The sequence below is a fragment of the Enterobacter sp. BNK-14 genome, assembly GCF_047456095.1.
Lineage (GTDB): Bacteria > Pseudomonadota > Gammaproteobacteria > Enterobacterales > Enterobacteriaceae > Enterobacter > Enterobacter kobei.
The window spans coordinates 2,032,305-2,045,994 of record NZ_CP179897.1; the positions used below are offsets into that span (position 1 = coordinate 2,032,305).

Below are 13,690 nucleotides of genomic sequence, written 5' to 3' on the forward strand. Positions count from 1 at the left end.
GTGGGAGAGGGTTAGGGTGAGGGCAGCAGCCCGCACTACCTCAACACATACCCATACAGCCGTTTAATCCCGTCCGCATCCTTCTCGCTGTATACCCCCTGCAGCTCCGGCGAGAAGCCCGGCAGCAGGTTGATGCCCTCTTCCAGCGCCAGGAAGTAACGCTGTACCGCCCCGCCCCAGACCTCACCCGGCACCACGCACAGCACGCCAGGCGGATAGGGCAGCGCCCCTTCGGCAGCAATGCGCCCTGCGGCATCCCGTATGCGAACCAGCTCCACCTCTCCGCGAATATAGGCCCGGTTTGCATCCTGCGGGTTCATTACCACCTCAGGCAAGCTCTCCTTGCGGAACATCGCCTTCTGCAGATCTTTTACGTCAAAGCTGACATAAAGATCGTGCATCTCCTGACACAACTGGCGGAGGGTGTAATCCCGGTAGCGCACCGGGTATTTCTGGTAGATGGTCGGCAGTACGTCCGCCAGCGGCGTATCGTCTTCAATATGCTGCTCGAACTGTCCCAGCATTGCCACCAGCTGCGCCAGCTTCTCGCTGCTTTCAGCTGGCGTCAGCAGGAACAGGATTGAGTTGAGATCGCATTTCTCCGGCACGATGCCGTTTTCGCGCAGGTAGTGCGCAAGAATGGTCGCCGGAATACCGAACCCGGTATATTCCCCGGTTTCGGCATCAATACCCGGCGTGGTCAGCAGCAGCTTGCACGGGTCGACAAAGTACTGCTCGCGGGCATAACCCGCAAACCCGTGCCATTTCGCCCCCGGCTCGAAGCTGAAGAAGCGGCGCTCGCTGGCAATGGCGTGCGTCGGATGATCCTGCCACGGCCGCCCCGCCACCACCGGCGGGATAAACGGCTTAATCATATGGCAGTTGGCAATGATCGCCTTGCGCGCCTCAATGCCCAGCTCAACACACTCCGCCCACAGCCTGCGCCCACTCTCGCCTTCATGAATTTTGGCATTCACATCCAGCGCTGCAAACAGCGGATAAAACGGACTGGTGGAGGCGTGCAGCATAAACGCATTGTTCAGCCGCTTATGGGGGCAGAACCGCGCCTGGCCACGAATGTGGTTATCCTTTTTATGGATCTGCGACGTTTGCGAGAACCCGGCCTGCTGCTTATGCACCGACTGGGTCACAAAAATGCCAGGATCGTTCTCGTTCAGCTCCAGCAACAGCGGAGACGTTTCCGCCATCATCGGAATAAATTGCTCGTAGCCCACCCAGGCAGAGTCAAACAGGATGTAATCACACAGATGGCCGATCTTGTCGATCACCTGACGGGCGTTGTAGATCGTGCCGTCATAGGTGCCAAGCTGGATGATCGCCAGGCGGAACGGACGCGCCTCGTCGGCTTTCTCCGGCGCAGCCTCGCGGATAAGATCGCGCAGGTACGCGTCATCAAAACAGTGCTCGTCAATCCCGCCAATAAAGCCAAATGGATTACGCGCAGCCTCAAGATACACCGGCGTGGCCCCAGCCTGAATCAGCGCCCCGTGGTGGTTGGATTTATGGTTGTTGCGGTCGAACAGCACCAGATCGCCACGCGTCAGCAGCGCGTTGGTCACCACCTTGTTGGCCGCCGACGTGCCGTTCAGCACAAAGTAGGTTTTATCCGCATTGAACACTTTCGCCGCGAACTTTTGCGCATGCTTGGCGGACCCTTCATGGATCAGTAAATCCCCGAGTTTTACGTCAGCATTGCACATGTCGGCACGAAACACGTTCTCACCGAAGAAATCAAAAAACTGTCGTCCCGCCGGATGCTTTTTGAAAAACGCCCCGTGCTGGTGACCAGGACAGGCGAAGGTGCTGTTACCCATCTCCACGTACTGGCTCAGGGTGTCGAAAAACGGCGGCAGCAGATTCTCTTCGTAACGGCTGGCAGCAGTCTCCAGTTCCAGAAACTCCTGCGCTTTCCCCGAGATGACCGCGGTAGCACCGTCAGGCACGTCCGTTTGCTCCTGCGAGAAAATAAACACCGGTAGCTGAAAGCCCGTGCGTTTCAGCAACGCGAGAATACCGCTGCGACTTTCAGCAGTTGTCATGACGACTGCCGCCACATCGGTAAAATCCGTGTTATCCAGCGTCACCTTTTCACGGTGGGTTGAGACAGTGGAGAGCAGCTCGCGGCTGACGGCAATTTTCATGGTTTTCATAGGCGCTAGTTACCCTCACCGAACGGTGAGACAGGGAGGAGAAAATTCGCGCAATAATGTCACCTTTTATTTTGAGGTGCAAGAAGGAATCAATATGCACAAAACCTTCCAAAGCTAAGCGTAATGCCCGCTTTGCGTGTCATAATCATGCAATACCAATGATTAAGTAACAGGAGTTAGCGGTGGTAATTGGACCCTTTATCAACGCCGGCGCAGTGCTGCTGGGCGGCATACTTGGCGGCGTGTTAAGCCAGCGGCTACCGGAGCGTATTCGTACCTCCATGCCGTCTATTTTTGGCCTGGCCTCGCTGGGCATCGGCATCCTTTTAGTCATCAAATGCGCCAACCTGCCCGTCATGGTGCTGGCAACGCTGCTCGGCGCACTGATTGGCGAATTTTGCTATCTGGAAAAGGGCATCAATAACGCGGTAGGCAAAGCCAAAAACCTGATTGCCCGACCCGGTAAGGCGAAAAACGGTTCGCACGAGTCGTTTATTCAGAACTACGTGGCGATCATTATTCTGTTTTGTGCCAGCGGCACCGGGATATTCGGTTCGATGCAGGAAGGGATGACGGGCGACCCGAGTATATTAATTGCGAAAGCGTTTCTCGATTTCTTCACCGCCACCATTTTTGCCACCACGCTCGGTATCGCCGTCGCGGCAATTTGCGTCCCGATGCTGCTGATTCAGCTGGCTCTCGCCACCTGCGCCGCGCTGATACTCCCGCTGACTACGCCGGCGATGATGGCAGACTTTACTGCCGTCGGCGGCCTGCTGTTGTTGGCGACCGGGTTACGCATCTGCGGGATTAAGATGTTTGCCGTGGTGAATATGCTGCCCGCGCTGCTGATCGCCATGCCGCTCTCAGCGCTCTGGACGCGCTTTTTCGCTTAAGAGTGCGGCGAAATGGCGAGAGATTGCGCAGTCCGTAACGAAAACAACATTTTTCGTTGACGGCAGGAAGCAGATCAGGTTTAATGCGCCCCGTTGCCCGGATAGCTCAGTCGGTAGAGCAGGGGATTGAAAATCCCCGTGTCCTTGGTTCGATTCCGAGTCCGGGCACCACTATTTAGAAAACCCAGCCTATGGCTGGGTTTTTGCTTTATGGCTACGGCCGATTTCTGTGCGCTGATAAGCGTGGCTTTAATGCAGGCACGCTTACGCTAATAGCCCGATAAGTTAATACAGGCGGTGGCTATTTTTTATCACTTAATTTTGCCGGATAAATTGCTGACCTGATTTGAAAGGTTGTCGTTGCTCCGCTTCATGTCATCAAGGCTTCTTTGCAATCGCTCGATCTTACTCTCCTGCTCAGAATTCTTTCTCTCAAGCTGTAAAACCTTCTGAGTTAGCTCATCGACTTTGCGGTTGTCGGACTTCATCTTCCTCAGGCTATCCTGCATCTCCTGTAGATCCGACTCCCTGAAATCAGAAGGCTCGATTTCATCTGCATCAGAAATTACCGGGATATATCCTCCATTAGCGCTGCTGGGTTTGATACTAACCTGAACTTTATTTTGCCCCGCAGAGTGCGCGTAACCTATTGAAGAAAAATAAAAAAAAGAAACAACACACAGACCAGACAGATATTTATTCATTTCTAACGTCCTTTTAAATTTTTCAATCACTTCCAGGAGTCTCCTTCTGGTATCACCCGCTCAGGATAAAACACATGGCTTAGCCTCTGGCAGTTCATAAACGGGGTTAAAGAGCAGAAGATACTGTTCGTTTTTCATTATAATACGCGTTTCCTCTCCCCCAAAATCCAACCGCCACCCGCTCATTTTCTGCCACCTTATATCCGCCGGTATCGAGATAAACGCGTTACCACGCACCTTATCAAAGGTATCTCCCATGCCCATCAAAGATATAATCCTGCTTAGCCCCTGCCTGTCAGGGCACCTTGTCCGCTACAACGGTACCGATAAATCCTGTTCCTCAGATCTGCTGCAATACCGGCGCGAAGAAGGCCGTCTGGTCACCCACTGCCCGGAACTGGCGGCGTGGCTGGCGTTGAAAACTGCGCAGAGTCAGGGCGGGATTGAAAATCCCCGTGTCCTTGGTTCGATTCCGAGTCCGGTCACCACTGTTTAAAGAACCCGCCCAAAAGGCGGGTTTTTGCTTTTGATCTCTTTTCAATCTAGGGATCGTTCCCAATCACATCCAGCAGTTTATTTTTAAAGATAAACAAACACGCCTCATTGAAGTTCTCCGCCCCCAGCCGTTCCGAAAGCGCCGTTCGTTTGCGGTAGAGGCTTTTCACCGACGTATTCAGCTCATCGGCAACGGCTTCCATCGACATCCCTGCCCTCAGCAACCGCAGCATGATCGCCTCGTGCGTGCTAAGCCGTAAGTTAAGCAGCCATTTGGTTGTCAGACGCCTGCCCTTCATATTGAGCACCAGATTAAACAGCGACGCCATATCCGGCGCGGTGAGCGACGTGTTCATAAACAACTTCATACTGAGTAGATTCTCTTCGCGATGTCGCATATCCAGCATAACGCAGCAGATCGTTTTCCTTGTTCTGGCCGGATGACGTATCAGGTAATCATATAAACGGAGCGGAGAACGACTATCAATCAATACAGAGTATTCGTCGGCACCATTATCAAATATGTTTCTGTCAATCGAGTCGAGCAGGATAATATCCGGAAAAAAAAGCCTCATGCCCCTGACAAGATAGCGATCCTGAGTCACTAACACTATTGAAGTTGCCACTAACCATCCCTTTTAGATTAAAGCAAGAACGCTCCTTCCGAGAGAAGGCCGCCTTCGTTTTATAGCGCTGTTATATTAACGACAAATGTATTCTGGCTTTGAACATCCCTCAATACACACATTGATGAGTAAGACTTCCTGTAGACCATCATTCAATGTCTGACATTAATTATAAATAAAAAACAATCTCAGAAAAGACACTTCGCTAAACATTAAGAATTTTTGTCATGAAACTTCCCAAACATGCACAAGAAAGTACTTTAATTGATGCTTCCAGGCCTCATTAAAAATATAAACAAATTTGTCACAATAAAAATAAAACACTTAAATATCATGATGTTATAAATACAAAACCCCTTCAATATAATCATAAAAAATCGCTCACTACAGAATTATCTCAAAACCACCCACCCTCTATTCACCATATTTATCCGGCAACATATCAGGTGTACATTACCGTTTACCCAATCCACCGAGATAAGGATCCATAATTACCTTTTAGTAAGTACCCCATAACGTTACTGCATTCAGATTTAATGTTCTCATTTATCGCCTTTAACGCACAGTTAAAAGGCAGCCGTGTTATGCAATGGATTCATGATAAACAAATGGCAAATAGATATGGAAAGATCGCTTCGCTTCAATACGTTATTCTTTTATCGCACCCCAGGATTATTGTTACTGTTATTACTCTTTCCTGTTCTGGTTCAGGCAACGGAATCCGTTTATGAACAACAGATTCAACAGGCGCGTAACGGTAATTACACGCCGTTTCTTGATTATCTGCAGCATTATCAGCAACAGCACGCCCTGACGCCTGAACAGGTCGCAGACTGGTTACAGGTGGCATCCTGGGCAGGTCATGATGATGAGGTGATTGAGGTCTGGCAGCGTTATGGCATTTATATGCCGCTGCCCGCTCGCGGCATTGCTGCCGTTGCCCAGGCCAGGAGAAATCAAAAAGCGTGGCAGCCAGCCTTATCGCTCTGGAAAGAGGCGTGCAGCCTTGCGCCGAATAACGATGATTATCGTATCGGCTATATCAAAACCCTGGCCGATGCCCGCATGGATGCACTCGCGCTGCAGGAAGCCCGGCAGCTGGTCACCCAAAACCCCACTCAGGCGCATCTTCAGACGCTCTCGTATGTCTGGTTACGCCAGGGAAAAAGCTGGGATCGGCTTCTGGCGGACACGCGCGCACTGGCTACCGCGCCAGAGAATAATGTCCTGCTCAGCGAGCTTGTCGACGCCCTGACGGATAACCGCGTGAATACACCCGCGCTCGTACTTTCACAGCGGGTGCCACTGTCCCCGGCGGAGCGTCGCCGTCTTGAGCGTAACGCCGCCGCCGAAAGGGTTCGCCTTGCCGATGTGCCAGGCAGAACAGAAAAGGAGCGCCTGCAGCTTGCGCAATCTGCGCTGAATCGTTACGACGTTCTGCTTTCTCGCTGGAAAAGCGAGCCGCAGGCGGCGGAAGATGTCATCCTTGCGCGTATAGACCGGCTCGGCGCGCTGTACGCCCATGCTGATTATCCGCGGGTCATCAGCGAGTATCAGGATCTTACGGCAGCGCAGCACCCGGTGCCGGACTGGGCAATCGGCTGGGTTATCTCCGCGTATCTGCAGGAGAAAAACGCCGATGCCGCCTTCTCGCTTCTGCAACGCTATCCGCAATACGCCGCCGATCCGCAGGACGAAGAGCACGCACTTTTCTACGCCTGGCTGGATACCGGGCAGTATCGGGCCGCCCGCCAGTATGTAGAGCGCCAGACCCGTAACGTCCCCTGGACCCGCTACGATTTCGGTTCCCCTACCCCTCAGCCGAACGATCGATGGCTCACCGGGCAGTCTCTCCGTTTTAACTATCTGCTGGCGACCCACGCCCTGCCGGAAGCCGAAAAGCTATCTCAGCGTCTGGCAACAACGGCGCCGGGCAACCAGGGATTGCAGATTGACTACGCCACTTTGCTACAGGCGCGGGGCCTGCCGCGTGCGGCCGAGCAGAAGCTGAAAATGGCGGAGGCACTGGAGCCATCAAATCTGGAGCTTGAGCAACAGCAGGCTTACGTCGCCATGGATCTACAGGAGTGGCAAGAGATGGATTTACTGGCCGACGACGTGCTTTCTCGCGCGCCGGTCGATCGCAGTGCCCGTCGTCTGGACAGGCTCAGAACGGTTCATCATATGTCCGAGCTGCGCCTCAATGCGAGCAAGGGTTTGCACTCCGATAACCCCGTCAGCGGTACGCACGACCTGAACTGGGACGCCACGCTCTATGGCCCGCCAGTTGCGGATAACTGGCGGCTGTTTGCCGGCACCCGCTATGCAGAGGGTAATTTCGATGAAGGTAAAGGCACCAGCCGCCACCTCCTGGGCGGCGTGGAATGGCGGCCTCGTGACCTCCAGCTCGAAGCCGAGCTCTCCAGTAACCGCTATCACGGCGCGAACAAGCCGGGGGCTCGCCTTTCCACAACTTACTTTCTCACCGATAACTGGCAGCTCAGCGGCAGCCTTGAACGCGTAGCTCGCACCACGCCCTTACGGGCATTACGCAACGGGATTAGCGCCAACCGGGGGGAAGGCGGCGTGCGCTGGTATCAAAACGAGCGACGTGAGTATCAGTTTAGCGCCGCCGTCAGCCGCTTCTCAGACCACAACCGCCGTCAGGAATACACCCTTACGGGTAAGGAGCGTCTCTGGCAAACCCCGTCCCTGACGCTGGATCTCGAACCGGGGATCGCCGCCAGTAAAAACAGCCTGCGGGACACGCTCTATTACAACCCGGCGCGGGATCTGTCCGTAACGGCCGCTCTGTCCGTCGATCATGAGATGTATCGCCATTACGACACCCTCTGGAGCCAGCAGTTCGTGGCAGGCGGCGGCAGCTACTGGCAGAAAAACCAGTCCGCCGGGGCCATCACCCTGCTGGGCTACGGACAACGCATCCAGTGGAACAACGTCATCGATACCGGCGTGATGCTGAACTGGGATAAACGCCCTTACGACGGCAAGCGCGAGAGCAATCTCTCCGTCACGTTTGATGCGACTTTACGCTTTTAAGGATGAATATGCTGAACATACGTTTTTCCGTGAGTGTGATACTCATCGGCTGGTTCTGCCTCAGCGCGAGCATTTGCGCCCAGGCACTCCCGTTTATTGCCCCCAAAGAGAGACCCCAGCTGGAGGCGAGCAAGCCCTGGCCAACGAATCGATTTCTGGTGCTGGCCTACCACGACGTCGAAGATGATGCCGCCGATCAGCGCTACCTCTCCGTTCGCACCAGCGCGTTAAACGAGCAAATAAGCTGGCTTTTGCATAACGGCTATCACGCCATCAGCGTGCAGGACATTCTGGATGCCCATGACGGAAAAAAAACGCTGCCGCCGAAAGCCGTTTTGCTCAGTTTTGACGACGGCTACAGCAGCTTTTATACCCGCGTCTGGCCACTGCTTCAGGCCTGGAACGTCCCTGCTCTTTGGGCACCGGTAGGCAGTTGGGTGGACACGCCAGCGAATCAAAAGGTCAATTTTGGTGGTCTGATGACGCCCCGCGATCGCTTCGCAACGTGGGACATGGTGCGCGAGCTCAGCCAGTCTCCGCTGATTGAGATCGGCTCACATACCTGGGCCTCCCATTACGGTATCGTGGCTAACCCTCAGGGAAGCCGCGAGCCTGCCATCGCCAATCGCTTTTACGATAAGGCGACGGGCCGCTATGAAACCGATCGGCAGTTCAGCCAGCGGATCGGCGACGACGTGCATAAAGTGACCGAGAAAATCACGCAGGTGACGGGCAAAGCACCGCGCGCCTGGGTCTGGCCTTACGGTGCCGCCAACGGTACGTCGCTCGCCATCGCCAGACAACAGGGTTACCAGCTGGCCTTTACGCTGGAAGACGGCCTGGGGGACGTAAATGACCCTGGCAACATTCCCCGTCTGCTGATCGCCGGTAATCCTTCGCTAAAAACCTTTGCCAGTACGGTCAGCCAGATCCAGGAACACGATCCCGTTCGCGTCATGCACGTCGACCTCGACTACGTTTACGATCCCGATCCGGCCCAGCAAACCCAAAATATCAACAGGCTGATCCAGCGAGTTTACGACATGAAAATCAGCCATGTTTTCCTGCAGGCGTTTGCCGATCCGCAGGGCGATGGCCGGATCAAAGCGCTCTATTTTCCCAACCGTCGGCTTCCGGTCCGCGCCGATCTGTTCAATTTTGTCTCCTGGCAGCTCCAGACCCGTGCGGGGGTGAAAGTCTTCGCGTGGATGCCGGTGCTCTCGTTCGATCTCGATCCCTCCCTGCCGCGCGTGCAGCGTCGGGATCGTCAAACGGGCCAGCTGCACGAGGCCACTGAACCTTATATCCGGCTCTCCCCGTGGAACCCGCAGGTTCGCCAGCAGGTGACGGACATCTATGAAGATCTGGCCCGCTATAGCACCTTCAATGGGATTTTGTTCCATGACGATGCGGTGCTGACGGACGTTGACGATGCCGGACAAGACGCCGCTCAGGACACAACGCGTCAGAAAAGCCGTCTGCTGATGGGCTTTACCCGTGCGCTGGGCCAGGCGGTGAAGCACATCCGGGGACCGCAGATCAAAACCGCACGCAATATGTTCGTCTTACCCATCCTTGAGCCTGAAAGCGAAGCCTGGTTTGCACAGAATTTTGATGATTTTCTGGCGGCCTATGACTGGACGGTGCCGATGGCCATGCCGCTGATGGAGTCCGTTCCGGCGAACGAAAGCGACGCCTGGCTGACGCGTCTGGTTAACGTGGTCGCCGCTCGTCCCGGCGCGCTCGATAAAACCATTTTCGAACTGCAGGCCAGAGACTGGGAGCAAAAACCGCAGCGTGCCGTTTCCGATAAACAGCTTGTCCAGTGGATGCGCGTTCTCCAACTGAACGGCGTCAAAAACTACGGCTACTACCCCGACGATTTCATCAACAACCAGCCTGATATCTCCCGCATCAGGCCTGAATTTTCTTCCTACTGGTACCCTGACAATGACTGATCGCATCATCGCTTTTTCTATTTTGTGTCTGGTATTCGGGTTGCCTTTAGGCGTGGCCGCCCTCTTTACCGGCGAACTGATTCTGGATTTTGTGTTCTTCTGGCCGCTGTTCATGTCCGTGCTCTGGGTCACCGGCGGACTCTATTTCTGGTTTCAGCTTGAACGCCACTGGTCGTGGGATAAAGAGACCCCACCACCCTCGCTCGCTGGCGAGCCGCTTATTTCCATTCTGATCCCCTGTTTCAATGAGGAAAGGAACGCCAGAGAGACCATCAGCGCCGCGCTGGATCAGCGGTATAAGAATATAGAGGTTATCGCCATTAACGATGGCTCTTCTGATAACACGGCGGACGTGCTGCAGCAGCTGGCGCAGGAGCAGCCGCGCCTGCGGGTAATTAACCTCGCGGAGAACCAGGGAAAAGCCGTCGCGCTAAAAGCGGGTGCCGCGGCAGCCCGGGGCGATCTGCTGGTCTGCATTGATGGCGACGCCCTGCTCGACCGCGACACTGCGGTTTATCTGGTAGCCCCGCTGATTCAGTATCCTCACGTCGGCGCGGTCACCGGCAATCCGCGCATTCGCACGCGATCCTCGCTGATTGGGCGCATTCAGGTGGGCGAGTTCTCGTCCATTATTGGCCTTATCAAACGCACGCAGCGGATCTATGGCCGGGTCTTTACCGTGTCCGGCGTCATCGCCGCCTTTCGCCGCCAGGCGCTGGCGGATGTCGGGTACTGGAGCCCGGATATGATCACGGAAGACATCGACATAAGCTGGAAGCTTCAGCTGCGCCACTGGGATATCTTTTTCGAGCCGCGGGCGCTGTGCTGGATCCTGATGCCGGAGACGCTCAAAGGCCTGTGGAAACAGCGCCTGCGCTGGGCTCAGGGCGGCGCGGAGGTGTTTCTGGTCAACCTTCGCAAGGTTGTGCGCTGGGAGCATCATCGCATGTGGCCCCTGTTTCTGGAGTACGCGCTGTCCACGCTGTGGGCGTTCGCTTACGCGATGACGGTACTGCTGTTCATTATCAGCCAGGTCGCGCCGATTCCCGCCAGGCTGACCGTTGAGACCCTGTTCCCACCCGCGTTCACCGGTCTGCTGTTGGGCGTCATGTGTCTGCTGCAGTTCCTGGTCAGTTTGTTCATCGAGCGGCGATACGAGCGGAAGGTGGCAAGCTCGCTTTTCTGGGTGATTTGGTTCCCGATGGTGTACTGGATGATTGGCCTGTTCACTACCCTCGTCGCGTTTCCGAAAGTCATGCTTAAACGTCAGCGTGCCCGCGCGCGCTGGATCAGTCCGGACCGGGGAAAAGGAAGCATTCAATGAACGAAAATACCTTAATTTTGACTGAACATCGGCTGTTACCCCGTCTTTTCGATGCCGCGTTAACTCTGGTGGCGTGGGGAGGATTTCTGTTTTTCCTGTATGCCAGGCTGTGGATGCAGTTAACCGAAGAGAGTGAACACCGGTGGAGCGTCATTATTGCCTCCTTTAATACGGTGTTGATCTATTTGCTGTTCGCCGCGCTTAACGGATGGCTGCTGATTTTGTGGTATCAGTACAACCGCCGCCGCACGCATGTGAGGCGTCGTCAGCCGGGCTATTTTCACCAGGAGGAGCTGGCCCGCAGCTTTAATGTCTCACCACAGATCATCTCCGAGATGAGCCAGTACAACCTGCTGACGGTCTATCACGATCGGATTGGCCGTATTATTGATCTAAAGATCAGTCAACAGGACGAGGAAGAAGAGTGAAGAAACGTCCCCGCAGAATGGTCTGCGGGGAGCTATTTCGAGCGGTTCTGAGTTACTTATCCTTCACCACAATCAGCGGTTCAATATCGCTCTCTTTCTTCACCACCAGCGAGTCATCTCCGCGCAGACAGGTGCCGCCGTAGTTCCCGCCGACGGTAAAGGTGCAGACCTGAATGTACTTGCCGTCAACGTTTGGCAGGCACCACAGCTGCTGGTAAATGTTTTTGCGATCGATAAACTTGCCGCTGGATTTATCCAGCAGTTCGTCCTGGGCGCTAATGAGATCGATATTGCTGCCGCAGCGTCCGGCAATCGGCTTGACGGCATAACCGGTCTGCTTCAGCAGGTCGTTAACCTCAAAATCGGTGTCGAGCAGGTAACGGTGGTTCGGGAAAAGCTGCCACAGTACCGGCAGAATGGCTTTGTTGCCCGGTATCACCGTCCACAGCGGCTCAAAGACCAGCACTTCCGGACGCAGCAGGACGTCGATCAGGCGCACTTCACCCTCGGGATGTCCGGTCCGAATCGGCACGGCGGCATATTCGGTTTCGCTGACCTCGCGGATTTGCTCTATCGCCGTTTCCCACGCCCAGGTTTTCCACACGCAGTTGACGTGGCGACCTTCGTCGTCAATCAGCTGCCCGGCAGCATCCCAGCTCAGCGCCCCCAGCCCGTGCAAAATTTTGGTTTCAAACCCGGCCTGCAGCAGTGAACGCTGAATAAAGAGCGCGTGATAATCCTCTTCGACATCGTTGTCCTGCATGATGTGCACGAACGGACGCGCGTGGCTGTGTTTCCACGCGCCGGTCAGCTCTTCCAGCAACCCTTCTGCCGGGTTATGACCGTGGCCGCGATAACCGTTTTTCACCCACTCTTCGAGAATCAACCCGCCCTCGGTATGGCAGGACGCGGAGTCGGCATTGTACTCGTAGACCTTAATCCCGCGCTCATCCATGCAAAAATCCATACGGCCGGTGATCATATGGTGACGACGCCACTGCCAGGAGAGGCGCAGGCGCGGCCAGAGGATTTTTGGAATGTCGAAAAGCGCCAGCAAATTGTCGTCTTTCAGCACCTTGTCCGTCGCGTGCAGGTACATCAGGTGCAGTTCGTTGGTGGCCTTGATCAGCTCCTGCTCGGCGCTTTCGGTGATGGTGAAGTACTGGCAGGGATCTTTATTGATCACATGACCGTTCGCGCGGATATACGCCTGCTGCAGCGCGTCATTTTCGTTGAGCCATTTTCCGTCGAACTGACGTTTGTTTTTCAGCCGCGCACCGCGAATTTTCAGCAGTTCGCCGTCGATTTCCGGCTGGGGAATGCTGTGTTCCGTGTCGTCGGTCTGGATCATCCAGCCGAGAATTTCCGTGTCGCTGAAGGTGTCATGGATTGTGTAACATCCGTTCTCCACGCTCAGCCGCAGCTCGCGCGTCCACTGCTGCCCGAGCGGCAGCGGGGAGTGCAGGACGTTCTGCTCTGCAATGCGCACCTTGTCGTCCAGAAGCTGGGTGATCACCGCCACGTGGCCGGTCTCATGAAACTCTCCGCCCTTTTGCCAGATCAGCAGCGCCCCGGCGCGCGGCGCGCGCTTCGAGCCGTTGGCAAACGCCTGAAGGGGCAGAATGTTATCGTTCACCACCTGACGCAAAAAGCGCAGGGAGAAGATCTCCCACGCCATGCCGACGTCGGTAAACACGAAACCATAGTTGAGGAACAGGAAACGGCGGGCAAACTCAACACACTGCCATTTGTGGCCCATGTATTCGTTGCCGATATAACTGCGAAAATCCGCATCTTCCGGGTATTTTCGCGGGTCCAGACTGCCGTAATTTGAGGAGTAAATCGCCACACCACCCGGCGCATAGCCTAACAACGTCCCGAATGGCGCATCACTGCTTAACTTTCCTTTACGCATGTATCCAACCTAAAACAGGCAGGCGGCAATTTTTTGAAGGGTTGTCGTCGTCTGCACGTTGTAATTAACCTGACAGAGGTGGAATTATCATACACCTGCCCTGTCCATTACGC

General features: G+C 55.0%; 10 protein-coding genes and 1 tRNA gene. 7 read left to right on the top strand and 4 right to left on the bottom strand.

Features of this window, described 5'->3' with window-relative positions; translation table 11 throughout:
* Nucleotides 1–35: 35 nt before the first annotated feature.
* A complete protein-coding gene (locus ACMGGM_RS09665) occupies nucleotides 36–2,171 on the bottom strand; it encodes an ornithine decarboxylase (RefSeq protein WP_045134820.1) in 2,136 nt (711 codons plus the stop codon).
* 182 nt (nucleotides 2,172–2,353) lie between these two features.
* On the opposite strand from ACMGGM_RS09665, the gene ACMGGM_RS09670 reads away from it, so the two are divergent.
* Together ACMGGM_RS09670 and ACMGGM_RS09675 are read left to right on the top strand one after the other, a co-directional pair.
* Nucleotides 2,354–3,067 carry a DUF554 domain-containing protein gene (locus ACMGGM_RS09670; protein WP_023331294.1) on the top strand — a complete coding sequence of 238 codons (714 nt, stop codon included), beginning with the start codon at nucleotides 2,354–2,356 and terminating at the stop codon, nucleotides 3,065–3,067.
* Nucleotides 3,068–3,162: 95 nt separating this feature from the next.
* Nucleotides 3,163–3,238 (top strand) — tRNA-Phe (locus tag ACMGGM_RS09675).
* A 140-nt stretch (nucleotides 3,239–3,378) separates the two neighbouring features.
* Here the strand turns inward: ACMGGM_RS09675 and ACMGGM_RS09680 are convergent.
* A complete protein-coding gene (locus ACMGGM_RS09680) occupies nucleotides 3,379–3,771 on the bottom strand; it encodes a hypothetical protein (protein WP_050483628.1) in 393 nt (130 codons plus the stop codon).
* 256 nt (nucleotides 3,772–4,027) lie between these two features.
* Between ACMGGM_RS09680 and ACMGGM_RS09685 the strand changes: the two genes are divergently transcribed.
* Entirely contained in the window at nucleotides 4,028–4,267 is a 240-nt protein-coding gene (locus ACMGGM_RS09685; RefSeq protein WP_023331296.1) for a DUF523 domain-containing protein, read from the top strand.
* Nucleotides 4,268–4,313: 46 nt separating this feature from the next.
* Here the strand turns inward: ACMGGM_RS09685 and ACMGGM_RS09690 are convergent, their stop codons facing one another.
* The gene (locus tag ACMGGM_RS09690) at nucleotides 4,314–4,841 is read right to left on the bottom strand and encodes a helix-turn-helix domain-containing protein (protein ID WP_045134821.1); all 528 of its coding nucleotides are present in this window, start codon (nucleotides 4,839–4,841) and stop codon (nucleotides 4,314–4,316) included.
* A 672-nt stretch (nucleotides 4,842–5,513) separates the two neighbouring features.
* Here ACMGGM_RS09690 and pgaA point away from each other — a divergent pair.
* From pgaA to pgaD, 4 genes are read left to right on the top strand one after another with little or no spacing between them, the layout of a single operon-like run.
* Nucleotides 5,514–7,952 carry a poly-beta-1,6 N-acetyl-D-glucosamine export porin PgaA gene (gene pgaA, locus ACMGGM_RS09695; RefSeq protein ID WP_063943582.1) on the top strand — a complete coding sequence of 813 codons (2,439 nt, stop codon included), beginning with the start codon at nucleotides 5,514–5,516 and terminating at the stop codon, nucleotides 7,950–7,952.
* A gap of 8 nt (nucleotides 7,953–7,960) precedes the next feature.
* The gene (gene pgaB / locus ACMGGM_RS09700) at nucleotides 7,961–9,910 is read left to right on the top strand and encodes a poly-beta-1,6-N-acetyl-D-glucosamine N-deacetylase PgaB (protein WP_063943580.1); all 1,950 of its coding nucleotides are present in this window, start codon (nucleotides 7,961–7,963) and stop codon (nucleotides 9,908–9,910) included.
* Nucleotides 9,903–11,234 (top strand): poly-beta-1,6-N-acetyl-D-glucosamine synthase, encoded by a 1,332-nt coding sequence (pgaC, locus tag ACMGGM_RS09705; RefSeq protein WP_023331300.1) that lies wholly within the window; start codon nucleotides 9,903–9,905, stop codon nucleotides 11,232–11,234. The genes pgaB and pgaC overlap by 8 nt, the downstream gene beginning before the upstream one ends.
* Nucleotides 11,231–11,662: a poly-beta-1,6-N-acetyl-D-glucosamine biosynthesis protein PgaD gene (gene pgaD / locus ACMGGM_RS09710; protein WP_014885222.1), complete on the top strand. Its 432-nt coding sequence runs from the start codon at nucleotides 11,231–11,233 to the stop codon at nucleotides 11,660–11,662. Before pgaC ends, pgaD begins: the two co-directional genes overlap by 4 nt.
* 52 nt (nucleotides 11,663–11,714) lie before the next feature.
* Here pgaD and gss read toward each other — a convergent pair whose 3' ends face one another.
* Nucleotides 11,715–13,577, bottom strand: a complete 1,863-nt coding sequence (gene gss / locus ACMGGM_RS09715) for a bifunctional glutathionylspermidine amidase/synthase (protein WP_023331301.1) — start codon at nucleotides 13,575–13,577, stop codon at nucleotides 11,715–11,717.
* Nucleotides 13,578–13,690 lie beyond the last annotated feature (113 nt).

What these genes read in the sequence shown, in the direction of transcription:
- ACMGGM_RS09680 (WP_050483628.1), bottom strand. Translation starts at nt 3,771, where the DNA reads ATGAATAAATATCTGTCTGGTCTGTGTGTTGTTTCTTTTTTTTATTTT.
- ACMGGM_RS09665 (WP_045134820.1), bottom strand. Translation starts at nt 2,171, where the DNA reads ATGAAAACCATGAAAATTGCCGTCAGCCGCGAGCTGCTCTCCACTGTC.
- ACMGGM_RS09685 (WP_023331296.1), top strand. Translation starts at nt 4,028, where the DNA reads ATGCCCATCAAAGATATAATCCTGCTTAGCCCCTGCCTGTCAGGGCAC.
- pgaA (WP_063943582.1), top strand. Translation starts at nt 5,514, where the DNA reads ATGGAAAGATCGCTTCGCTTCAATACGTTATTCTTTTATCGCACCCCA.
- pgaB (WP_063943580.1), top strand. Translation starts at nt 7,961, where the DNA reads ATGCTGAACATACGTTTTTCCGTGAGTGTGATACTCATCGGCTGGTTC.
- ACMGGM_RS09690 (WP_045134821.1), bottom strand. Translation starts at nt 4,841, where the DNA reads ATGAGGCTTTTTTTTCCGGATATTATCCTGCTCGACTCGATTGACAGA.
- pgaC (WP_023331300.1), top strand. Translation starts at nt 9,903, where the DNA reads ATGACTGATCGCATCATCGCTTTTTCTATTTTGTGTCTGGTATTCGGG.
- gss (WP_023331301.1), bottom strand. Translation starts at nt 13,577, where the DNA reads ATGCGTAAAGGAAAGTTAAGCAGTGATGCGCCATTCGGGACGTTGTTA.
- pgaD (WP_014885222.1), top strand. Translation starts at nt 11,231, where the DNA reads ATGAACGAAAATACCTTAATTTTGACTGAACATCGGCTGTTACCCCGT.